The organism is Pectobacterium colocasium, assembly GCF_020181655.1.
Classification (GTDB): Bacteria; Pseudomonadota; Gammaproteobacteria; order Enterobacterales; family Enterobacteriaceae; genus Pectobacterium; species Pectobacterium colocasium.
This window is the reverse complement of record NZ_CP084032.1, coordinates 779,222-802,577: the sequence shown is the minus strand read 5'-3', so window position 1 is coordinate 802,577 and position 23,356 is coordinate 779,222. Positions and strand designations below refer to the sequence as shown.

21 protein-coding genes are annotated in these 23,356 nt (G+C 54.2%); 7 read left to right on the top strand and 14 right to left on the bottom strand.

The window, feature by feature from the left end; translation table 11 throughout:
• Positions 1 to 255 precede the first annotated feature (255 nt).
• The 3 genes from LCF41_RS03630 to LCF41_RS03620 all read left to right on the top strand — a co-directional run bounded on the left by LCF41_RS03630 (position 256) and on the right by LCF41_RS03620 (position 2,533).
• A complete protein-coding gene (locus tag LCF41_RS03630; protein WP_225086928.1) occupies positions 256 to 1,581 on the top strand; it encodes an MFS transporter in 1,326 nt (441 codons plus the stop codon).
• A 162-nt stretch (positions 1,582 to 1,743) separates the two neighbouring features.
• Complete coding sequence (fldB, locus tag LCF41_RS03625; RefSeq protein ID WP_225086927.1) at positions 1,744 to 2,262, top strand: flavodoxin FldB; 519 nt, start codon at positions 1,744 to 1,746, stop codon at positions 2,260 to 2,262.
• A 28-nt stretch (positions 2,263 to 2,290) separates the two neighbouring features.
• Positions 2,291 to 2,533 (top strand): hypothetical protein, encoded by a 243-nt coding sequence (locus tag LCF41_RS03620; RefSeq protein ID WP_225086926.1) that lies wholly within the window; start codon positions 2,291 to 2,293, stop codon positions 2,531 to 2,533.
• A 69-nt stretch (positions 2,534 to 2,602) separates the two neighbouring features.
• On the opposite strand, the gene rlmF is transcribed toward LCF41_RS03620, so the two are convergent.
• The 3 genes from rlmF to sdhE form a co-directional block, all read right to left on the bottom strand.
• Positions 2,603 to 3,538: a 23S rRNA (adenine(1618)-N(6))-methyltransferase RlmF gene (gene rlmF, locus LCF41_RS03615; RefSeq protein ID WP_225086925.1), complete on the bottom strand. Its 936-nt coding sequence runs from the start codon at positions 3,536 to 3,538 to the stop codon at positions 2,603 to 2,605.
• Between the two features lie 67 nt (positions 3,539 to 3,605).
• On the bottom strand, positions 3,606 to 3,980 hold the full coding sequence (locus LCF41_RS03610) for a protein YgfX (RefSeq protein WP_250160548.1): 375 nt from the start codon (positions 3,978 to 3,980) through the stop codon (positions 3,606 to 3,608).
• Between the two features lie 19 nt (positions 3,981 to 3,999).
• A complete protein-coding gene (gene sdhE / locus LCF41_RS03605) occupies positions 4,000 to 4,266 on the bottom strand; it encodes an FAD assembly factor SdhE (RefSeq protein WP_012773340.1) in 267 nt (88 codons plus the stop codon).
• Positions 4,267 to 4,501: 235 nt separating this feature from the next.
• Here sdhE and ygfZ point away from each other — a divergent pair, with 235 nt between their 5' ends.
• Entirely contained in the window at positions 4,502 to 5,503 is a 1,002-nt protein-coding gene (gene ygfZ, locus LCF41_RS03600) for a tRNA-modifying protein YgfZ (RefSeq protein ID WP_225086923.1), read from the top strand.
• Between the two features lie 54 nt (positions 5,504 to 5,557).
• Here ygfZ and trhA read toward each other — a convergent pair whose 3' ends face one another.
• The gene (trhA, locus tag LCF41_RS03595; protein ID WP_225086922.1) at positions 5,558 to 6,205 is read right to left on the bottom strand and encodes a PAQR family membrane homeostasis protein TrhA; all 648 of its coding nucleotides are present in this window, start codon (positions 6,203 to 6,205) and stop codon (positions 5,558 to 5,560) included.
• A gap of 423 nt (positions 6,206 to 6,628) precedes the next feature.
• Here trhA and LCF41_RS03590 point away from each other — a divergent pair, with 423 nt between their 5' ends.
• The 3 genes from LCF41_RS03590 to LCF41_RS03580 all read left to right on the top strand — a co-directional run bounded on the left by LCF41_RS03590 (position 6,629) and on the right by LCF41_RS03580 (position 10,671).
• Complete coding sequence (locus tag LCF41_RS03590) at positions 6,629 to 7,237, top strand: HD domain-containing protein (protein WP_225086921.1); 609 nt, start codon at positions 6,629 to 6,631, stop codon at positions 7,235 to 7,237.
• A gap of 54 nt (positions 7,238 to 7,291) precedes the next feature.
• Positions 7,292 to 8,296: a LacI family DNA-binding transcriptional regulator gene (locus LCF41_RS03585; protein ID WP_225086920.1), complete on the top strand. Its 1,005-nt coding sequence runs from the start codon at positions 7,292 to 7,294 to the stop codon at positions 8,294 to 8,296.
• Between the two features lie 230 nt (positions 8,297 to 8,526).
• Positions 8,527 to 10,671: an alpha-galactosidase gene (locus LCF41_RS03580; RefSeq protein WP_225086919.1), complete on the top strand. Its 2,145-nt coding sequence runs from the start codon at positions 8,527 to 8,529 to the stop codon at positions 10,669 to 10,671.
• 44 nt (positions 10,672 to 10,715) lie between these two features.
• On the opposite strand, the gene LCF41_RS03575 is transcribed toward LCF41_RS03580, so the two are convergent.
• From LCF41_RS03575 to LCF41_RS03530, 10 genes are all read right to left on the bottom strand, one after another.
• Positions 10,716 to 12,023 (bottom strand): ABC transporter substrate-binding protein, encoded by a 1,308-nt coding sequence (locus LCF41_RS03575; RefSeq protein ID WP_225086918.1) that lies wholly within the window; start codon positions 12,021 to 12,023, stop codon positions 10,716 to 10,718.
• A complete protein-coding gene (locus LCF41_RS03570; RefSeq protein WP_225086917.1) occupies positions 12,016 to 13,104 on the bottom strand; it encodes an ABC transporter ATP-binding protein in 1,089 nt (362 codons plus the stop codon). Before LCF41_RS03570 ends, LCF41_RS03575 begins: the two co-directional genes overlap by 8 nt.
• Complete coding sequence (locus LCF41_RS03565; protein WP_225086916.1) at positions 13,104 to 13,928, bottom strand: phosphodiesterase; 825 nt, start codon at positions 13,926 to 13,928, stop codon at positions 13,104 to 13,106. Before LCF41_RS03565 ends, LCF41_RS03570 begins: the two co-directional genes overlap by 1 nt.
• A 247-nt stretch (positions 13,929 to 14,175) precedes the next feature.
• On the bottom strand, positions 14,176 to 15,075 hold the full coding sequence (locus LCF41_RS03560) for a carbohydrate ABC transporter permease (RefSeq protein ID WP_225086915.1): 900 nt from the start codon (positions 15,073 to 15,075) through the stop codon (positions 14,176 to 14,178).
• The gene (locus LCF41_RS03555; RefSeq protein ID WP_225086914.1) at positions 15,065 to 15,937 is read right to left on the bottom strand and encodes a carbohydrate ABC transporter permease; all 873 of its coding nucleotides are present in this window, start codon (positions 15,935 to 15,937) and stop codon (positions 15,065 to 15,067) included. The genes LCF41_RS03560 and LCF41_RS03555 overlap by 11 nt, the downstream gene beginning before the upstream one ends.
• Positions 15,938 to 16,115: 178 nt before the next feature.
• Positions 16,116 to 16,586, bottom strand: coding sequence for a GNAT family N-acetyltransferase (locus LCF41_RS03550; protein WP_225086913.1), 471 nt, complete (start codon positions 16,584 to 16,586; stop codon positions 16,116 to 16,118).
• A 144-nt stretch (positions 16,587 to 16,730) separates the two neighbouring features.
• Positions 16,731 to 19,604 carry an aminomethyl-transferring glycine dehydrogenase gene (gene gcvP / locus LCF41_RS03545; RefSeq protein ID WP_225086912.1) on the bottom strand — a complete coding sequence of 958 codons (2,874 nt, stop codon included), beginning with the start codon at positions 19,602 to 19,604 and terminating at the stop codon, positions 16,731 to 16,733.
• 113 nt (positions 19,605 to 19,717) lie between these two features.
• Positions 19,718 to 20,113, bottom strand: coding sequence for a glycine cleavage system protein GcvH (gcvH, locus tag LCF41_RS03540; protein WP_225086911.1), 396 nt, complete (start codon positions 20,111 to 20,113; stop codon positions 19,718 to 19,720).
• 59 nt (positions 20,114 to 20,172) lie between these two features.
• On the bottom strand, positions 20,173 to 21,288 hold the full coding sequence (gcvT, locus tag LCF41_RS03535; protein WP_225086910.1) for a glycine cleavage system aminomethyltransferase GcvT: 1,116 nt from the start codon (positions 21,286 to 21,288) through the stop codon (positions 20,173 to 20,175).
• A 482-nt stretch (positions 21,289 to 21,770) separates the two neighbouring features.
• Positions 21,771 to 23,345 carry an SUMF1/EgtB/PvdO family nonheme iron enzyme gene (locus tag LCF41_RS03530; protein WP_225086909.1) on the bottom strand — a complete coding sequence of 525 codons (1,575 nt, stop codon included), beginning with the start codon at positions 23,343 to 23,345 and terminating at the stop codon, positions 21,771 to 21,773.
• Between the last annotated feature and the right edge of the window lie 11 nt (positions 23,346 to 23,356).

The window sequence follows — 23,356 nt, the reverse complement described above, 5'->3', positions numbered from 1 at the left end:
ATCCTCATCAAGACCGTATTCTCACGCAAACAGAATTGTGTGCGATATCACATATTCCGTGAACCTCAACATCGCCATAACATTCTCCGGCAAAAATAAGGCTGTGGCACATTATATTTTATGTATCGATAATATATCGGAACAGGCTCCTTGAAGCCGCGTGCCGACTGGCATTGACCTTACTCAATCAACGTTGAAAAGCCGATTTTTCTGTGCGTAGAATGGCTGTTCGTGTTGTTAAAATAAAGAAACATTATGCAAGCCACCGTCACTCCCACTCTCGATGCCGAAGCGGAAGCACCACCCGTAAACTCACGCAACAAAGTGATTGTTGCGTCACTCATTGGCACCGCTATCGAATTTTTCGATTTTTATATCTATGCCACTGCCGCGGTGCTGGTTTTCCCGCACATTTTCTTCCCACAGGGCGACCCGACGGCCGCGACGCTACAGTCGCTAGCGACCTTTGCGATTGCCTTTGTTGCCCGCCCTATCGGTTCGGCAGTATTCGGTCACTTCGGCGACCGCGTCGGACGTAAAGTTACGCTGGTCGCTTCGCTGCTGACCATGGGGATTTCAACCGTTCTGATCGGGCTGTTACCGACCTACGAAACCATTGGGATTTTTGCACCGATTCTGCTGGCACTGGCGCGCTTCGGTCAGGGGCTGGGTCTGGGCGGTGAGTGGGGCGGCGCGGCGCTGCTGGCGACCGAGAATGCCCCGTCCCATAAACGTGCGCTGTATGGGTCGTTCCCCCAACTTGGCGCACCGATTGGCTTCTTCTTCGCAAACGGCACCTTCCTGCTGTTGTCCTGGCTGCTGACGGAAGAGCAGTTCATGAGTTGGGGCTGGCGCGTGCCGTTCGTCGCGTCCGCCGCACTGGTGCTGGTTGGCCTGTATGTTCGTATCTCTCTGCATGAAGCCCCAGTCTTTACCAAAGCGGTCAAAGCCGGCAAACAGGTGCGTATGCCGCTGGGCACGCTGCTTAGCAAACATATGAAAGTCACGATCCTCGGCACCTTCATCATGCTGGCGACCTACACGCTGTTCTACATCATGACCGTTTATTCCATGACGTACGGAACAACGCCAGAACCTAAGGGGCTTGGCTTCTCGCGTAACAGCTTCCTGTTGATGCTGATGATCGCGGTGATTGGCTTTGGTCTGATGGTGCCGGTCGCAGGCTATCTGGCGGATGCTTTTGGCCGCCGCAAGACCATGATTACGATTACCTGCCTCATGATCGTCTTCGCCATGTTGTTCCCTTATATGCTTGGTTCAGGCAATCAGGCGCTGGTGATGGGCTTCCTGGTGCTGGGTCTGAGCATCATGGGGCTGACATTCGGCCCAATGGGCGCCCTGCTGCCAGAGTTGTTCCCGACGGAAGTACGCTACACCGGCGCGTCATTCTCCTATAACGTTTCGTCAATTCTGGGTGCATCGGTCGCACCGTATATCGCAGCGTGGCTGACGGCTAACTACGGCCTGTTCTACGTCGGCGTTTATCTGGCAGCCATGGCGTCACTGACGCTGATTGCGCTGCTGGCGACCAGAGAAACACGTCACCAGTCTCTGGGATAAATTTCCCCTTCAGTGAGGGCCGCGGCCCTCACCGCACCTTTCTTTACTGCTGTTCTCCTTTTAGAATACCGACATCCTGCGGCATCATTCGCCCGCCATGTTATCTCTGCGGTCTGAGGCGAACTTGCCCTTACTGATAAAAATTATTTATAAGCACTCACTATGAAAATCGGTCTGTTTTACGGCTCAAGCACCTGCTACACCGAAATGGCGGCGGAAAAAATTCGCGACATTTTGGGCGAAGAACTGGTGGATCTGCACAACATTAAAGATGTCGAACCTCAACGTATTGAAGACTACAGTACGCTGATTCTCGGCATCCCAACCTGGGATTTCGGAGAGATTCAGGAAGACTGGGAGAACATCTGGGGTCAATTAGCGACGCTAAACCTCAAAGGAAAAGTCGTGGCGCTCTACGGTATGGGCGACCAGCTTGGCTATAGCGAATGGTTCCTGGATGCGCTGGGCATGCTGCATGACCAACTGCTGCCGCTGGGTGTCACATTTATTGGGTACTGGCCGACAGAAGGCTATGATTTCATCAGTCCAAAACCGCTGGCTGCTGACGGCAAACACTTTGTCGGGCTGGCGCTGGACGAAGTGAACCAATACGATCTCAGCGATGAACGGCTGGAACAGTGGTGCGAACAGATCCTGCAAGAAATGGCGTCATTACTGTAAACGGTACGACTCAACAGAGGTAAGCACGATGAAAATGTTACTCATTGCGGTCGCAGGGTTGTTGCTTGCCGGTTGTGCTCAAACAGGCACGCAGGAATACGCCAGAAATCTGGGCGGGAAATGCGATGTGCCGCAATACTACGCTATCGATTTCTCAAGGTTTGATGAAACCGCACAGCGAATTGCGCACGCGACGGGCTGCGGTGTTTATGGCGATTCAGGGTACGTCGTTGAAGGTGGTCAAACAGGAACCGGATACGGTTACCGTTGAGTAAAACGTTCGCGGATACCGTTGTGACCGGCATCCGCGAATATTGATATCCGTAGAGGTGGAAGTCGCTTAGCGCTTTTGTAACCAACGGGTACGCGCGGCAGTATCAAGGAAACTCCACGCGACAAAGCGGCTTTGCTTCTGGCCTTGCGCCATATCGATGGTTCTGACCTTTTCCGCATCAACCGCTTCCAGCGCGCGATAAATCTCCGGCAGGTTCTCTTTGCGCGATACCAGCGACGTAAACCACAGGCACTGACGGGCAAAACTGGCGCTCTCCTTGATCATCTGACCAATAAACGCCGACTCGCCGCCTTCACACCACAGCTCATCCTGCTGTCCGCCGAAATTTAGCGGTGAGCGCTTATCCAGCCCCAGATTATGCAGTTTGCGCTGCGTTCCCTGACGCGCATCTTCCGCGGACGCATGGAACGGCGGATTACACATGACCGCATCAAATGTGTCGTTCTTGTGAATAATCCCTGCCAGTATCGCTTTGCTGCTTTTCTGACGACGCAGGCGAATCGACCGATTCAAACCGGGATTCGCCTCAATCGTCTGATTAGCCGCTTTCATTGCAAGTGGATTAATTTCGCTGCCGGTAAAACGCCAGCCGTATTCTCGATGCCCAATCAGCGGATAAATGCAGTTAGCGCCGCAGCCGATATCCAGCACGGAAGCCTCGCGTGGTACCACCGAGCGGTTATCTTCCGCCAGCAAGTCAGCCAGATGGTGAATGTAATCGGCACGGCCGGGAATCGGCGGGCACAGAAAACCGTCTGGAATCGTCCAGTGTTCAATCTGATAAAAGTGTTGCAACAACGCCTGATTCAGCGCTTTCACCGCCTCGGGATTGGCGAAGTCGACGGACTCATCACCATAGGCATTTACCGTGACAAACGGCGTCAGCGCAGGGTAGCTCTGTTTGAGCGCGGGAAAATCATAACGATCGCGATGGCGATTACGAGGATGCAGACCATTTTTTTGCACTGCGGGCTTAGTCATCAGTATATCCAATCAATTTTAAAGCACGGTCACACAGTGACCGAATAAGAACCTTTCCAACGCACCGCTATCTCGCCCAGTTTTTCTGCTGCAAAAGAAGCTGACGCAGGTGACGCCACTCGTCATCGCCCATGCTGTCCGATGCCAGCCAAAGCTGTTGTCTGTCTTTACCGTTAACGGCCTGCAATGACAGCAACACGCCATTTTTCAGCAACCACGGTCGTTTAACGATCTGCCATTCCTGCTGCCGCCAGTTCAGGGTCGTTTCGCTAAGCAGAACGATTTCCCCCTGTCGGGATTTAATATTCCTTTGGCTACGGATAAAACCGAACATCACCATCGTGACCAGGCACAGCCACAGCCATGCATAGCCGTCCGGCCACGGCGCCAGAAGAATGAGCAATACCAAGAGGCCATGTACAACCAATGACAACAGTTGCATGCGCCAGGAAACGCGAAGATCACATTGCCACTGGGCCACGATCTTTATTTCGCGTCTGAATAAGAGAAATCATGCGTTTCAGCTCTCCGTCTTTCGGCTCGCCGTGGTTCATCAGCCAGTTGAATAAATCGGGATCGTCGCTTTGTAACAGGCGTACAAACGTGCGCTTATCGCTGTCACTGAGTGTGTCATAGTCATGCTCAAAAAACGGCATGATCGCGATATCCAGTTCGCGCATACCACGGCGGCATGCCCAATGAATGCGTGATTTATTATCGATTTCCATGTTTCATGTCCACCTTGTTATCGCAACGTGCCGCTAGTGTACTCCGATTCCGGTAGCGGGTATCAACTAATAGTAACATTTTGACATAGTTTACCGATGTGCGCCGCGCCGAGAACGCCGATCGGTATCAGGATGTGCTATGCAAGAACGCTGCGTGAATAACCCCTTGCAAACCCTGAGCGCTCTTTTACCATTAAGCCATTCGTGTATCGCCCTTAGCGCAGGATTGTACTATATGGTTAACCAACATACGGCTCATCAACTTCCTTTTGCCTCACAACCTCCATTGGCTTCCACCCAACTGGCCGCCACACTCATCTCGCTGGATGACTGGGCACTGGCCACGCTGGTTGGGCCGGATACCGTCAAATACCTTCAGGGGCAGGTCACCGCTGATGTCAGCGCGCTTGCTGACGATCGGCATGTCCTTTGCGCGCACTGCGATGCGAAAGGGAAAATGTGGAGCAATCTGCGCCTGTTCCATCACGGCGAAGGCTTTGCTTTCATTGAGCGTCGTAACCTACGCGACGCCCAGCTTAGCGAGCTGAAAAAATACGCCGTTTTCTCGAAAACAACGATTGCACCAGACGACAATATCGTACTGCTGGGCGCAGCAGGTACAGGCATCCGCGAGCTGCTGGCCCCTGCCTTTAACTCATTGCCAGACGCCGAGCACCCTGTCGTGCAGCACGACGGGGCAACCTTACTGCATTTTGCCCATCCCGCAGAACGTTTCCTGCTGGTGCTGTCTCCTGAGCAAAGCGCATCGCTGCTTGAGCAGCTCGGCGATAACGTCAGTCTGAATGACAGCCGCCAGTGGCTGACGCTGGATATCGAAGCAGGTCAGCCCATCATTGACAGCGCAAACAGTGCGCAGTTCATCCCGCAAGCGACTAATTTACAGGCATTAAATGGGATTAGCTTCAGCAAAGGGTGCTATACCGGTCAGGAAATGGTCGCCCGTGCAAAATACCGTGGGGCGAACAAGCGTGCGCTTTACTGGCTGGCAGGTAAAGCCAAACAGGTGCCGCAAGCAGGGGACGATCTCGAATTGCAGCTTGGCGAGAACTGGCGCCGTACCGGTACGGTGTTGGCAGCCAGCCAATTGCAGAACGGTGAGGTGTGGGTACAAGCCGTGTTGAATAACGATCTCACCGCAGAGAATGTTCTGCGCGTACGCGAAGATGCCGACAGCCAGCTCACGATTCAGCCGCTGCCGTATGAAATAACGGATTAATCCGACGAGCGGTACTGCGCATGAGCCAGGTTGGTTCATGCGCTTTATGTAGACTTAAATATAAAGATAAATCGCCAGAAAGTGGCAGACGCTGCCGCCCAACACGAACCCGTGCCAAATCGCGTGATTATAGGGAATACGCTTGCAGGCGTAGAAAATCACCCCCAGCGTGTACACCACGCCGCCGACCGCCAGCAGCGTTACACTCCCTGCCGCCAGCTTCATCACCATCTGATAAATCACCACCAGCGACAGCCAGCCCATCACCAGATAGGTAATCAACGACAGCACTTCGAAACGGTGGGCAAACGCCAGTTTGAAAATCACGCCCAGCAGCGCCATTCCCCAGATAACGACCATCAGACCATGTGCCAGCGGTGAATCCAGCCCCACCAACAAAAATGGCGTATAGGTTCCGGCAATCAACAGGTAGATGGCACAGTGGTCAAACTTTTTCAGCCACGGCTTAATACGCTGAGACGGAATTGCGTGATACAGCGTCGACGCCAAAAACAGCAGGATAATGCTGCCACCATAGAGGCTGTAGCTGGTAATTGCCACGCTGCTGGCATCATTGTTGACCGCCTGAACCAGCAATAAAATCAGACCGACAATCCCGAAAATCACACCGATTCCGTGGCTTATGCTATTCGCAATTTCCTCTGCCAGAGAGTAATCCGGCATCTGTGCATTTTTTGACATCAATAGATTCCGCTGTATTCGGCAACAGTACATATTTCACAACATCACACACTTCACAACGCCATGCGCTGACGTTATCCGCTTTACCCCCCACGATTTCATGCCGGGGACGCAGGCGTAGGTGTTTAACCTTTGAGCAGAGTAACTGAGAATAGTTTCAGTGTACACGTGTAAGCTAAAATAATTATCGCCCCACTTTCTTTCTGACTTAACGTGTAATCATGCATGTCAATCTCGGGCAACATCCCCTACAATGATCGGCCTCGATATCTCCCTGTTTTTTGAAGGGCTCTACCGTTTTTACCGGTTATTCGCATTCACGGTCATCCGGTTCTGACACTCACAGCACCTTCTTGTCGTTTTCACCACATATCGTTTTGGTTTTCACTACATATCGTTTTCACTGCAAGAGGTAAGCGTTTCATGTCATCTTCCCTATCCACGCTGAATTTCGGCTCCATGACCGACGTTTTCGTCTTTCTGATAGAAATCGATAAATTAAAAAACGTGCAGCGCCGCACCAAGATTATCGGCAGCGAACGTCACGAAGATTCTGCCGAGCACAGCTGGCATTTTGCCGTCGCCGCGATGGCGCTGGCGCCTTATGCAGGTGAAGACGTAGACATCCAACGCGTGATCCAAATGGCGTTGATTCACGACATCGTCGAAATCGATGCGGGTGATGTGATCGTTTACGATCTTTCCGCACGCCTGGCGATTCACGATCAGGAAGTCGCCGCCGCCGCCCGCATCTTTGGCCTACTGCCGGAGCCGCAGCGTCAACGATTCCATGATTTGTGGGAAGAGTATGAAGCCAATGAAACCCCTAGCGCCCAGTTCGCCATGATGCTCGATCGCGTTATGCCGATGCTGATGAATCTGTACAACGGCGGGCAAAGCTGGGTAGAAAACGGCATCCGCCTGGAACAAGTTCTTGAGCGCGCCGAATTCATCGCCGCGATCAACCCAGAGCTGTGGCACTACCTGAAGCTGCATCTGGAAGACGCCAAAGCCAAAGGGTGGTTGCTATAATTTGGTGTTCCCGCTAGCCACCCCGTCGCTGAGCATGCACGTCAGGAGAAGGTGATGTCGTTAAAAACAATCGCGAATAATCTGGGCTTGTCCGTGGCAGCGGTGAGCCGTGCGCTGAACGGTCATCGGGATATCTCCGACGCCACGCGCCAGCGTATTCAGGAAGAAGCAGAGCGCATCGGCTATCGTCCCAATACCCACGCGCGTCGCCTGAAAATGGGTAAAAGCAACGCCGTCGGACTGGTCTATCCCTACGCGGCTTCCCTGAGTAACGATATCTTTTTTGAGATGATTGGCGCGATCAGCCACAAACTGGCACGGCACGAGGTCGATTTTCTCCTGCTGGCAGATGAGCAAGACGCCTGCCAGGGCGCCGCCCGGCTGATCGCCAACCACCGTATTGATGCGCTGATTGTGGCGCATACGTGTGAACAGGACGCGCGGCTGGCGTTACTGCAACGCCACAACGCGCCTTTTCTGGCGCTGGGGCGCAGCCAGCTCCCCCACCCTTACGCCTGGTTCGACTTTGACAACCGCGCGGGCATGGCGCTGGCGACCGAACACCTGATCGCGCTCGGACATCGCCGTATCGCTATGCTAAGTGAAGATCATCCGCAGGCATTCATCATACAGCGTCGTCAGGGCTATCGCGATGCTCTTCAACACCACGGCCTGCCGTTTCACGAAACCTATCTGCGTTGTGTCAGCCCCACGCGCCGCGCGGGATATCAGGCCATGATCGACCTTCTGGCTCTGCCTGAACCGCCCACCGCGCTGGTGATCGATGGCAACGTCCACGGTGACGGTGCTGTCGCCGCATTGCAGCAGGCAGGTCGTCTTTCCGGTTCTCACCCCATCGCTCTCGTGATGTACGATGGCCTGCCGCAGGACAGCCTGACCGACCTCAACGTGACCGCCATACAGCAGGCCACGCGCGAGCAGGTTGGTGAACAGATTGCCAGCATGACGCAGGCGCTTATCGCAGGCGAAGCCGTAGAAAATTTGCAGGTGTTATGGCAGCCGACGTTACGTCTGGGTAAGACAAGCTTTCCCGCTTAATCTATTCCCCCCTCTGTCGCCTTTCACCGTGCTATCGGTGGGTTGGTTGGCACCCGCCGCCAGCAAGACATCTTTCACATCTTCATCGCACACATCTTCATCGCAGCAGTTCTCTCTTTCGTAACGATTATTTTAACAAAATCACATTTCTTAAACGTTTAAGTTGATGACTTAAACGTTTAAGATTTCACTTACAGGCACTAATCAGGTCGTAATTGGGAGCCTTCATTATGGTGCGTGATATTGTTCAATTAACCAGCGCGCAGTGCGATGTCATCGTTCGCTATGCTCCGGCGGCGGAAATTCTCTACTGGGGGCCACGGCTGCGCGGCTTCTCTCCAGAGGATATCGTTTCTCTGCAACGCCCCATCGCTAACGGTCGTCTGGATGTGGATCTTCCTCTGACGCTGGCGATGGAATACGGACGTGGTCAGTTCGGTTCACCGGGTATTGAGGGGCATCGCTCGGGCTATGACGCCGCGCCGATCTTCACGACAACGCTGGCAGACGTTCAGGACAATACGCTCATCATCACGGCGGAGGATGCGCAGGCTGGGCTGCGCCTGACCAGCGAGCTGCGTCTGGATCCGCAGACCGATGTCCTTCAACTGCGCCACACGTTGCAGAACCTGCACGATAACGTCTGGCAAGTACAGCGCCTCGCCGTCACGCTGCCCATTCCGGAACGGGCAAGCGATGTCATGGCGTTTCACGGCCGCTGGCTGCGTGAGTTTCAGACTCACCGCCTCACATTGCAGCACGGCGGTTTTATTCAGGAAAGCCGTCGCGGAAGAAGCTCACACGAGTATTTTCCCGCTTTTATCCTTGGCGAATCCGCATTCAACGAGCAGCATGGCACCGTCTGGGGCGTGCATTTAGGCTGGAGCGGCAACCACCGCCTGCGTGCCGATATCAAAACGGACGGACGCCGCGTCGTGCAGGCGGAAGCCCTGTATCTGCCGGGCGAAATCACGCTGGCGCAGTCAGAATCCCTCACCACGCCGTGGGTCTACGCCGCCTTCTCCGATGCGGGTTTGAACGGCATGAGCCAGCGTTATCACACGTTCTTGCGCCAATCCCTGATTCAATTCTGCGGCGACAAACCGCGTCCGGTACACCTCAATACCTGGGAAGGGATCTATTTCGATCACGATCCAGAATACATCATGCGAATGGCGAGCAAAGCCGCCGACGTCGGCGTAGAGCGCTTCATTATCGACGACGGCTGGTTCCGTGGTCGTCATCATGACCGAGCCGCGCTCGGCGACTGGTATCTGGACGAGGAAAAATACCCGAACGGGCTGATGCCCGTCATTGAGCATGTCAAAGCGCTGGGAATGGAATTCGGCATCTGGGTCGAACCGGAGATGATTAACCCCGATTCCGATCTATTTCGCGCCCACCCCGACTGGGTGCTGCAATTGCCCGGCTACGCGCAGCCAACGGGTCGCTACCAGTACGTGCTGAATTTAAACCAGCCCGACGCCTTCGCTTACCTGCTGGAGCGACTGAGCTGGTTGTTGGGTGAGCACCCAATCGATTATGTGAAATGGGATATGAACCGCGAGCTGGTGCAACCCGCCCACGAAGGCCGTCTGGCCGCCGATGCGCAAACCCATCAGTTCTACCGTCTGCTCGATACCTTGCGCCAGCGTTTTCCCCATGTGGAATTTGAATCCTGCGCCTCCGGCGGCGGTCGCATCGACTACGGCGTGCTGGCGCGCACCCAGCGTTTCTGGGTGTCAGATAACAACGACGCGCTGGAGCGCCAAACGATCCAGCGCGGTATGAGCTACTTCTTCCCACCGGAGGTGATGGGACAACATATCGGACATGCCCGCTGCCACGCCACCTATCGGCGGCATACCCTCGCCTTTCGCGGGCTGACCGCGTTGTTCGGCCATATGGGCATCGAGCTGGATCCCGTGAAGGCCGATAACGACGAACTGGAAGGCTATCGCCACTACATCCAGTTGCATAAAACGCTGCGCCCGCTGCTGCACCGTGGCACCACCTGGCGAGTCGACATGCCGGACGAGACCACGCAGGTCACCGGCGTGGTCAGCCACGATCGGCAGCACGCGGTTTTTCAGGTAGCCCAGTTGCGTATGCCGGAGTATTCGCTGGCAGGTACGCTGCGCTTCCCCGGCCTACAGCCCGACGCGCGTTATGCAGTCACGCTGTTGGATGGCCCGGAAATCAAAACAGTGCGCGAAGGCGGCGGCGCTATGCGTGAGCTTCCGCCCTGGTTACGTCAGCCGATCGTGGTTTCTGGCGACTGGCTGATGCAGGCTGGACTTGCCCTTCCCATTCTGACGCCGGAAACCGCCATTCTGATTGCACTTTCACCAGTAGTAGACACCGCTGGCAATTAACCTTTTCCCGCCCCGTTGCGCCAGTATCAACGGGGCGGATATCCTTATTTAACGTCTCGCAACGCTGTTTTATCCACGTAAGGCTTCATGATGCCATCCGCCTCTTTTTGCGCAGCGGCAGCAGCGTCATCGACCTTTTTCGCCGGATCGTTTAGCAACGCCGCCAGCTGATTTTCCATCGCTTTACGCACCGCGACCGTTTCATAGGTGGCGTACCACGGATGGGCATATTGCAGTTGTGAAAGCGCAATGGCCGCACGCGGATCCTTCGCCAAATAATCCTTCATTTCCGGCAGATCGTAGGCCGCTATGCGCGGTGCGAAGTAGCCAGTAAAACGGCTCCAGTTGCCGCTGACTTCTGGGCTGACCAGATAGCTCATGAATTGCCAGGCCGCTTTCTTCTGTGCTTCGGAAATCCCTTTAAAGCTCACCAGACTCGCCCCGCCGATAGTGACGCCGCGGCGCTCTTTTTCCGGCATCATCGCTACGCCAAGCTGGAAATCTTTGGTGTTTTCCCGCATAAAGCCCAGCGCACCGGTGCTCAGCATCGTCATGCCCAGCTTGCCGGAGAAAAACGCGGCGCTGATCTGTTTGGAATTTAGTACACCGGCGGGCATCACTTTGTCGCGGTACACTAAATCACGCCAGAACTGGAGCGCGCCTTTGGTTGATGCCGTGTTGTAATACACTTCGCCCGGATAGTCGGCATTGTAATACGCTCCGCCGTTGGCACGCGTCAGCGCAGACAGCATCCAACCGCCGTAGTCATCGTTTGTGGACGGAATCATGATGCCCCACTGCCCTTTCGCCGGGTCAGTCAGTTTCTTCGCGACGGCAACCACTTCATCCCAGTTTTTCGGCGGTTCGTTAAAGCCGGCCTTCTTCAGCATGTCTTCGTTGTAATAGAGGATCGGCGTCGAGTTATGGAACGGGATCGCATAAGTGACGCCCATTACCTGCGCATTCTGATGCAGCGCAGGCCAGAAGTTTTTGGTCAGGAAAGGCGTGGCTTTTTCATTGCCGTATTTGAATAACTCGTCCATCGGCAGGATTTCATCTTTGATGACCAGATCGGCAGTGAAATTCGCCGACATAATCACCAGCGCTGGCGGATCGCCCGCTTTAGCGGCAGCTTCCGCTTTCACCTTGGTTGTGTCGTAATTGCCGGTGAAGATCCCACGCACTTCAACCTGATCCTGCGATTGGTTGTACTCCTTGATGATGCGCGTCATTTCCATCGTCAGCTTGCCATCAACCGGCGCAGGAAACATGAAATCGATACTCTCTTTCGCCAGCGCGGGGCCAGACATCAGCAAGGCTATCGCCAGCGCCATAATACGGGGCTTATGCATTTCTTTTCTCCTGGGATAAATTACGGGCGGTTTGCCCGGAAAACCAATGACAATCCTGCGGTGAAAAATGAAGCACAATGGATGCACCGAGATCCGGCACGCCATCGCGATTGGGCCGACGGTAGCGAATATTGCCCAACGGCGTATCCACGTGTATCAGATACTCCGCGCCAAACAGCTCCCGTTGCTTCACCGTTCCCGGTAATGACAATTCGCCGTCTGACGCGGCGTGTTCGGTAATATGCTCAGGGCGAATCCCCAACAGCACGCTGGTTAATGAACGCGTTTCTTCACTGGCAGGCAGCGCCACGGGCAATGCCTGTAACATCGCGCAACCGTCGGTGCAGGGCAGCGTCACGAGATTCATCGCGGGCGTACCGATAAAGCCCGCAACAAAGACGTTAGCCGGATGCGAATACAGCTGCTCTGGCGTACCTACCTGTTGCAGCACACCGCGATCGAGCACGGCGATCCTGTCGGCCATCGTCATCGCCTCAATCTGATCGTGCGTTACGTAAACGGTGGTCGTTTTCAACTGTCGGTGCAGATCCATAATGCCGTCCCGCACATCGCTGCGCAGACGAGCATCCAGATTCGACAACGGCTCATCCATCAGAAATAAATGTGGATCGCGCACGATCGCCCGCGCCATCGCCACACGCTGTCGCTGACCACCGGACAGTTTTCCCGGTTTGCGTTTCAGTAGCGGCTCAAGCTGAAGCAGGCTGGCAACGCGCTGCACGCGCTGTGGATACTCCGCTTTCGGCTCACCGCGCATCCGCATCCCAAAAGTGATGTTCTGCTCGACCGTCAGGTGCGGAAACAACGCGTAGTTCTGGAAGATCATTGAGAAATTACGCTGCTTTGGGCTCCACGTCGTGATGTCATCATCACCCAGTAGGATTTGCCCATCGCTGACGTCTTCCAGTCCAGCCAGCATACGCAGCAGCGTACTTTTTCCACAGCCAGACGGCCCAACCAGCACCAGAAACTCGCCGTCAGCGATATCCAGCGACAGGGATGCCAGCGCCTGCGTGTGCTCGAAGCGTTTGCTGATATTCCGTAGTTGAATCACGGCCATTACGCATCCACCGGACAGCTGATACGCGGATCGTAGAGGTAAGGTCCAGGGTACGACGCGATCGACTGGCTGTAACTCACCAGTCCGGTGACCGGCACATAGCGGTGCATCACCACGCTGGCGGGCTCCAGGTTGTAGTACGACGTATCGTCATAGTAGAAATACGGCACCTGATGGACAGTACCCGGTACGGTGGCAATAATCGCCTGCCGATGCTGCGTCATAATCAAACGGTGCGTATGACCGCAGAAGATCCGCGTCAGCTGTGGGAAACGTTCGATCAGCGTCAGCAGTTCGCTCCCGTTTTCGCAGGCGATCCGATCCATGTGTGCCGATCCCAAAGGAAGCGGTGGATGGTGCATAAAGATCGCCGTTTCACGCGTGGCATGATCCTGCAATTGTTGCTCTAACCAGCCCAGCGTGGACGGCGTCAGCCAGCCTTTCGCCTGCCCGGCCAGACTGGTGTCGATGAACAGCAGGCGCATTGGGAAATCATCTACGGCATAGCGGATGTTCTCAGGATCATCGCCCAATTGCGGGCAAAGCGGGCGCATCGCGTTGAGGAAATGCTGTTTGTCATCGTGATTACCCGGAATCACGTACATCGGGTAATCCAGCATCTGTAACACACGTTGTGCCACCTGATACTCCTGCGGACTGCCGCAGTTGACGATATCGCCGCTAATTACCACCGCGTCCGGCCGCTCGCTCAGTGCGTTGAGCTGATTAATGACTTTGGCATTTTCCCCGTTAATATCAATAAATTCATAGAGCTTGCGTCCCTCACTGCGAAAATGCAGATCGGAAATCTGTGCCAGCAACATAACCACCACCTCTATCGTTATTTCACCTATTGGTGAACGCCGATCGTTTAAGAATCGAGATACACGGAGCCTGTCGCTCCAGATAAATAGAACTACGTCACCCGCATGGTTAATATCGGTCGTTTAAAGATCGAGATACCGGGGGCGACCACGGTGTGAGGTATCCCTCCGGGAACCTCATCACCGTGTTTCCCCCTAAACCCATGCTTAAATCGCCCTGCATTCACCCACATACCCTTGCAGCGATTCACTTAATGCCCGAGAAGCCGAAACTGCTCAGGAACTGCTTCTGGAACAACACGAAAGCCACCATCAGCGGCAAGCACACCAGCAGCGTACCTGCGCAGATCAATCCCCACTGCCCACCGGACTCCGCGCCCATAGCGAACGACACCAGCCCGATGGTCAGCACCTGTTTGTCAGGGTCGTTGAGCACCATCAGCGGCCAGAGATATTCGTTCCAGTGGTAGGTAATGCTGACCGTGGCGAAAGCCAGAATCGACGGCCAGGTCATCGGGATCAGGACGTGGAACACCACCTGCCACCAGCGGCAGCCCTCCATCAACGCGGCTTCTTCGATCTCTTTGGCAATATTGAGAAATGCCTGACGCATCAAAAACACGCCAAACGCCGAGGCGAAATACGGCATCATCACGCCAGTCAGGGTATTGAGCAGGCCGAGCTGTTTGAGCGTCATCATGTTTGGCACCATCATGACGACGGGCATGATCATCAATTGAATCAACAGCAGGTAAAACAGCAATGTTTTGCCGCGAAACTCGTGGTAGGCAAAGATGTAGCCCGCTGTGGTGATCGTCACCAACTGCACCAGAAACGTGCCGACCGCAAAAATCAGCGTATTGGTATAAAGCTGTAGCCAGTTAGCGCTGTCCCACGCCTCGCGGAAGTTATCAAGCGTGAGCGGGAGACGCGGCAGCAGTGAAGCCATGTCCACGCCGAAGCTGCTGGTGCTAACGGACGCAGACAGCATCCAGATAAACGGGCTGACCCACAGTAATGCGGCGCAAATCAGCAGCAGCGGCAGCGTGAAACGCGTCGTGATACGAAGCGGGTTGATCACGTTTCGGCTTTCAACGCGTGGACTTTTCACGTTCTGAACGTCAACGATCTGATTTTCAGCGCTCATAATGCGCCCCCTTCTCCAGCACTTTCAGATTCATCATGGAAAAAACGAATAGCATCGCCAACGTCAGGAAGGTGGCCGCGGAGGCTTTGCCCAGATCGTGCGTATCATTCGCCAGATCCTGAATGTAATAGAGCAGCACAGTCGTCGCGTTATTCGGCCCGCCGCGCGTCATCACGGCGACATGGTCGATCTGAGTGATGGCGTAGATAAAGGCGATAGTGACCACAAAAGCGATGGTTGGCCGCAGCAGCGGCAGCGTGACGTAGAAAAATACCTGACGCCGTGAAGCCCCTTCCATCAGCGCTGCCTCACGAGCGGAAGCAGAAACGGCTTGCAGACCAGCGAGAAAAAACAGCATGTAGTAACCGGCGAATTTCCAGATACCGATGACGCTCACCGCCACCAGCGCACTATCGCTCATGCCGAGATAGTTGTTGTTCATCGGGCCGAACACCTTCGCCAGGTAGTAATCCAGCAACCCCAGCCCCGGCATAAAGATGAATAGCCACAGCGTTGCGGCGCTCACCAGCGGAATAATCATTGGAAAGAAGAAAGCAGTACGCAGCCAGCGGTTAACGCGTGTGTTTTCCCACAACAGCACCGCGAGCAACAGCGCCAGCAGCACGCCAGGCACCACCGTCATCAGGATATACAGCACGTTGTTCAGCAAGGCCTGCCAGAACACCGCGTCCTGCACCAGACGCACAAAATTATCCATCCCGACGAACAGCGGCGTATCGGCATTCAGTCGGGTGTCATACAAGCTATCGATGATCGAGCGCAGCAGGGGGAAATAGGTGAAGGCAAGCAAAAAAACCAGCGTCGGCAACAGCACAAGGTAGGGAAAGCATTTTGCACGCATAACTCAAAGGCCGTTCAGTGTGAAACACAGAGGCCTTACCCTAGAACGCTAGCGTGTCAGTGGGGCGTCAGTTTAATGACAGTTTGTTTTCGAAAGTAAATAATTCGCTGACTAAGTTGAGGTGTTAAATTCAGTACAACGATGAGCTGGCACCATACAAGCCGCAGAGCAGCCAATACTATAATTTGAAAACCATATCTATACAGCGCATCTCACTCCCAGTAAGAGTGGATTGATATAAGCTTTCCTGCTGAAACAAAAAACCATGCTTTTGATAGAAAGAGTGAGCATTAGGGGTTGAGGATAATGTTAATTGCTCATAACCACGTGTGCGTGCTTCATGCTTTATAGCGTCAAGAATCATTCCCCCCAATCCTCTCCCAACATACTCAGGCAAGGTAAAAATAGCCTCAACACTGCGAGAAGAAATATCAAGAAAGCCTGTAGAAACCGGTCTGTTATCTAAACCCACAACAACAAAGAAAGGGTTAGTAGCAATAGCTCGCCTGTATCCCTCCGGCATGGATTCTGGTGTCCATGCTGCAATAATTGTCGCTTCATAGCTGCTCTTGCACCCATGGCGGATAGCCTGATTCCTGATCTCCCAACATTCTTCTGCTTCATCAGGTTCTGCAAGTCTGACTTTCATCTTTTCTCCATTTTGGGCTATCCCTATCCACTGCTTATGCCTAACTGATTAGGTGATACAAGGCGGTATCTGAAAACTATCGTTAATTCGATAACTCAGTGTCCGCCTATCACTGTCAGTAACAATCTCAACGATCGCAGTTAATTACGCATACTCGCTCATCGGCACACACGAGCAGAACAGATTACGGTCACCGTAAACGTCGTCCAGACGCTTCACGCTCGGCCAGTATTTGTGTTCGCTACCTGCCGGGAATACTGCCAGCTCACGGCTGTACGGATGCGCCCAGTCAGCCACCAGCTCCGCCTGTGTATGCGGTGCGTTCACCAGCGGGTTATCGTCCAGCGGCCATTCACCCAGCGCAACGCGGCTGATTTCAGCGCGGATCGCCAGCATCGCGTCGATAAAGCGATCGATCTCGACCTGACTCTCCGATTCCGTTGGCTCTACCATCAGCGTGCCCGCGACCGGGAACGACATGGTTGGCGCATGGAAACCATAGTCGATCAGGCGCTTGGCGATATCCATCTCACTGATACCCGTGCTCTCTTTGAGTGGGCGAATATCCAGAATACATTCGTGCGCCACGCGACCGTCACGGCCAGTGTAAAGCACCGGATAGGCCTGCTGTAAGCGCGTCGCAATGTAGTTGGCGTTCAGGATCGCCATCTGGCTGGCCTGTTTGAGCCCTTCCGCCCCCATCATGCGGATGTACATCCAGCTAATCGGCAGAATCGAAGCACTACCGAACGGCGCCGCCGATACCGCGCCCTGATCCGTCAATACACCAGCCATTTTTACCACCTGATGACCCGGTACAAACGGCGCCAGATGCGCTTTCACGCCAATCGGCCCCATGCCCGGCCCACCGCCGCCGTGCGGAATACAGAAGGTTTTATGTAGATTCAGATGCGAGACGTCTGCGCCGATATAGCCCGGCGTAGTGATGCCAACCTGCGCGTTCATGTTCGCACCGTCCAGATACACCTGACCGCCGTATTGATGCACGATCTGGCACACTTCCCGGATCGTCTCTTCATAAACGCCGTGAGTGGATGGATAGGTCACCATGATGCAGGAAAGCTGTTCGCCCGCCGCCTGTGCTTTCTCACGCAGATCGTGCAGATCGATATTGCCCTGTTTGTCACAGGCGACCACCACCACGTCCATCCCCGCCATCTGCGCCGATGCCGGGTTCGTACCGTGGGCAGAGCTAGGAATCAGACAGAGATGACGACCCGCCTCATTGCGACTTTCATGATAGCGGCGAATCGCCAGCAGCCCCGCGTATTCCCCTTGTGCGCCTGAGTTGGGCTGCATGCAAATCGCGTCATAGCCCGTCAGTTGAACCAGCCAACCCGATAGCTGTTCGATCATTTGACGATAGCCCAGCGCCTGTTCCGGCGGACAGAATGGATGCAGCTCGGCAAATTCCGGCCAGGTAATCGGCAGCATTTCCGCCGCCGCGTTGAGCTTCATGGTGCAGGAACCCAGCGGGATCATCGCCTGATTCAGTGCCAGATCCTTACGCGCCAGACGGTGCAGGTAGCGCATCATCTCGGTTTCGCTGTGATAACGGTTGAACACCGGATGCGACAGGATCGCATCGTGGCGCACCAGCCCGGCGGGGATCGTTGCTGCTTTCTGGCAGATGGCAGCATCAAGTGCGTCGATATCCAACCCGTGATCGTCACCTAACAGCACGGCAAACAGCGCCAGCACATCTTCACGCGTGGTCGCTTCATCCAGCGTGATGCCTACCGCACTCGCCAAATCGCTGCGCAAGTTGATGCCAAAACTTAATGCCCGGCTCAGCACCGCGTCCTTGTCCGCAACCTCAATCGTCAGCGTGTCGAACCAGCTGCGATGGCGCAGCAGCAGCCCGCCCTGCGTTAATCCCGCCGCCAGAATATCGGTCAGACGGTGGATGCGCCCTGCGATACGTTTGAGCCCTTTCGGCCCGTGGAATACCGCATACATCCCCGCAATGTTGGCCAGCAACACCTGAGAGGTACAAATATTGGAGTTCGCCTTCTCACGGCGAATGTGCTGTTCACGCGTCTGCATCGCCATGCGCAGCGCGGTGTTGCCTGCCGCATCGCGCGACACGCCGATGATACGTCCCGGCATCGCACGTTTATGCTCGTCGCGGCAGGCGAAGAAGGCCGCGTGTGGCCCGCCGTAACCCATCGGCACACCAAAGCGCTGTGCGGAGCCGAAGACAATGTCTGCTCCTTGCTTGCCCGGCGCGGCCAGCAACACCAGCGCCATGATGTCCGACGCCACGCAACTGACGACCTTACGCGCTTTCAGTGCCGCCATCAGATCGCTGTAATCGTGCAGCTCGCCCGTCGTCCCCACCTGTTGCAGCAGTACGCCAAACACCGCATCGTCTTTCAGTGCCTCTTCCGCTTTACCGACAACAATCTCAAAACCAAAGGTTTCCGCGCGGGTACGCACCACATCCAGCGTTTGGGGATGCACGTCGTCTGCAACGAAGAAACGCTCAGCCTGCTTGAGTTTACTGATGCGTTTTGCCATCGCCATCGCTTCCGCCGCCGCAGTCGCTTCATCTAGCAACGAGGCGGAGGCCAAGTCCAGACCCGTTAAATCCTGTGTGACCTGCTGAAAATTCAGCAGCGCTTCAAGACGTCCCTGAGAGACTTCCGGCTGATACGGCGTATAAGCGGTGTACCAGCCCGGATTTTCGAGCACGTTGCGCAAAATTACCGGTGGCATCAGCACCGCGCTGTAGCCCATACCGATATAGCTTTTATAACGTTGATTGCGCCCTGCAATGGCCTTCAGCTCAGCTAACGCTTCATGTTCCGTCACCGCCTCTCCCACCGCTGGCGGGCTAGGCAATTGAATATCCACCGGGACAATCTGGCGGATCAGCGCGTCCAGCGACGTTGCGCCCACCACCGACAGCATGTGCTGCTGTTGGCTGACGGAAGGGCCGATATGGCGCTCGATAAACGCGCCGTCATGTTCGAGTTGACTGAGTGTTTGGGTCATTACAGTACTTTCCTTGATCAATCGTGCCTGCATTAATCGTGCTGGCTACCGCGCTGAAGATGCCGCGGGCGCATAAAACAACACGCCCCGGCATAGAGACCGGGGCACGATAACTACTCGTCGTCGTCTTCCAAAGAAGCCTGATAGCCTTCGGCATCAAGCAGTTCGTCTAAATCAGACTCATCAGAAATTCTGATGCGGAACAGCCAGCCATCGGCATAAGGCGCGCTGTTGACCAGTTCAGGGGAGCTTTCCAGCTCTTCGTTCACTTCCACGATCTCACCGCTAATGGGCGCATAAATATCTGACGCCGCTTTTACCGACTCCGCCACCGCGCAGTCATCGCCTGCGGCGACGACCGTGCCCACTTCAGGTAAATCGATAAAGACCATGTCACCCAGAAGTTCCTGCGCGTGCTCGGTAATGCCCACGCTGTAGATACCGCCGCCCTCGTGCAGTACCCATTCATGCGACGTGGTGTATTTTAATTCTGCTGGTACATTGCTCATTGCATCCCCTTTCCTAAAGTCGTTAATCCTATGCGCTTATCTTTACAGGCAAGCCGCTATCAATACTGAACGATGGCTTTTCCGGCACGAACAAAGCCGGGTTTGGTCACGCGGACGGGCAGTTCGCGGTTGCGAATCTGCACTATCGCCTGTTCACCAATCCCCACCGGAACACGCGCCAGCGCGATGCTCACGCCAAGCGTTGGCGAGAACGATCCGCTGGTGATAACCCCTTCGCGCATCACGCCATCACTATCAGTAAAGCGCACAGGTAAATCATTGCGCAATACGCCTTTTTCCGTCAGCACCAAACCAACCAGTTGATCGGTCCCTTTTTCACGCTGATGCGTTAGTGCTTCACGCCCGATAAACTGGCGATCCTCCGGCTGCCAGGCGATAGTCCAGCCCATATTGGCCGCCAGCGGCGAAATGCCTTCATCCATATCCTGACCATACAGGTTCATTCCGGCTTCCAGCCGCAGCGTATCGCGCGCGCCCAGACCGCATGGCTTCACGCCAACAGCCAGCAGTTGCTGCCAGAAGTCGACCACCTGTTCACTCGGCAGAGCAATTTCATAACCAGCTTCGCCCGTGTAACCCGTCGTAGCGACGAAGAAATCCCCTACCTGCTTGCCAAAAAATGGCTTCATGCTGGCTAACGCTGCCACGTCTGCATCATTCAAGCCTTTCGCCTTCAGGCATTCCTGCACTTTTTCCTGCGCCTGCGGACCTTGTACCGCGACCAGCGCCAGATCGTCGCGCTCACGGATTTCAACCCCGAACGGCGCAGCATGCTGCCCGATCCAGGCGAGATCTTTTTCGCGCGTCGCGGAGTTCACGACCAGCCGGAAATCATCTTCCGTAAGAAAATAAACGATCAGATCGTCGATGACGCCACCGGAAGCATTCAGCATGCCGGTATACAGCGCCTTGCCCGGCTGTGTCAGTTTGGCGACATCATTCGCCAGCAGGTAACGCAAGAATTCACGCGTTCTCGCACCATGCAAATCGACGATAGTCATGTGGGAAACATCAAAAATACCGGCTTCCCGGCGCACAATATGATGCTCATCCAGTTGAGAGCCGTAATGCAGCGGCATCATCCAGCCGTGAAAATCCACCATTTTGGCGCCATCGGCCAGATGCTGTTGGTACAACGGAGTCTGCTTTGCCATTCTCATCCCTCTTCAGCGCATGGCGTTCAGGCGATAAAACACACTGCGCAAACGATATCTTCTCACTGAACTTACCACCGAAGCGCAGGTTAAACCACACTCTCAGTCATAAGATAAATTATATAGAACACAAAGAAAGCCAAGTCACTCACAGAAAGCAAAGCAGACAAATATGCTGAATAAAAAACAAAAAAAAGCATATTTTTTTTGTTTAAGTGAGAGAATATCGAAGATTAATGACATTTAAACGGGATAACTCAGGAAATGGCACCCGAATAAAAACACCTTTAGGATTAGATAATCTAATGACAAAAACAACGCTAAATTAGATTTTTTCAATCAAAAATCAACACCGAACTTCAGGCAGCCCACTCTTAGGCAGTATCGGTGCATTGATTAATTCGATCGTGTTTTTCGGAAAAATGATCTTTCATGACACATCCGCTTAACGCTGATCGTGGCTAAGAGGATGTGAGTCAATCTTAATGGCTAGCGGATACCAACTTGCAGCTTTTCAGCCACCCTGCGGTATCAATCTTACCGTTTGACAAATATTTCTGCTGATTCTGCCAGTGAGCGGCGAGGAACGGTTTGAGTCCGGAGAGCCGTTTGTTGAGGGTGAGCATTTGATCAAAAACGGCGACTTCAGGTTTCAGCCCTTCTTGCCCATATAGCGTCGCTGAATCAACCAGGCTACTGGCGTAGTAACCAGTAAGTTGCTGTAGTCGTTCAGTTTGCTCACCTAATTTGGCTTTGCGGTTAGCACAATTTGTATCGTTTCCGTCACTGTCTTTGCAAAGCTGGTCGTAGTTGTGATTCAAGAAATCAAGGAAACGACCGTCATCTTGCAGTTTGGTACACAGGAAGGAACCTAAGTTGAGGCTGGCACGGACCGATTGGGCACGCTCTTCTTCTTGTTTTTGATTGCTGGCACGTAGTTGATTTTCCAGTTCTTTGAGCTTTTGTTTCAGCGCGGCATCCTCGATCCCAGAAGCAAGGCTACCTAACGCTTTGGCTGTGTCTTTCGATTCATCTTTTTTCTGGTCGGCACTCGGGTTATCGGTGCCAAGTGTTTGCCAACTTTTTTCGAGTTGCTTCACTCTGGCCTGTGAGGTTATTGTTCGGGAAACTACCACCAGGCGAAACCCTATCGTTTTACTGCTAGCAGGCGCGGCATTATCGTAGTAATTCACTTCTTTACGTGCCGCACTGCGGATCTCTGACTCGTCGGACAGATAGTTTCCACCGCGCACCACGAAGCCCCCGACTTGACCATGCATCCGATCCAGTTTGTTAAGAGAGAAGGGGGTAAACATCATCTCTGATACATTGCCAAGCATGTCATGCAGGCCGAGTGGGTTGGGCTTGAGACGCCCCACGAGTTGCACTCTTCCATTAGAGGATTGAGCACCGCTGTACGATTCATAATTCTTGATATCATCCATCGGATAGCGCTGGTCGCGAAACTCGGCGCTATTAACTTTTAGCCCTCCACGGGCGGCAAATTCCCATTCCACTTCCGTTGGCAGTCGCAAAAAACCTGGTTCATCTTCTTCTTTGGGTAATTTGTCACGTTCTTTGCTGCGCAGCCATTGGTTGTATTTATCGGCGACACTAACTGCATCGAACCAGCTCATCCCGGTTGCTGGCTCATCAAGTTTGCGCGAAGGTGTGGGGCAATTACCCTCCCCCGCCATCAACGCCTGATATTGCAAGGTCGTAAGCTCATATTTGGCCATTAGGTAATAGCGCCCGCCACTTTTGCTTGGGTCAGCAAAGCTTCCGGCGATAAAGGCGGGGTAGCTGTGTTCTATAACCCCCCATTCCCCACTATCCTGCCCGAGCGTTACCGGCAAATCATCGAGAGGGCCAGCCCCAGGAATATCAATTCGACGAAACACCATTGACCCCTCACAAGGCATCGGCAAGATAATATCTTCACTGTCGGGTTTAGGATTAAAGGTCTTTTCATCCCAGGCAGTGGCGAGCACGGGAGATATATTCATGAACAAGCCAAGCAACAGCCAGGGCGATAATGAAGAAGGGGTGTAGTTCACAGACAGTCTCC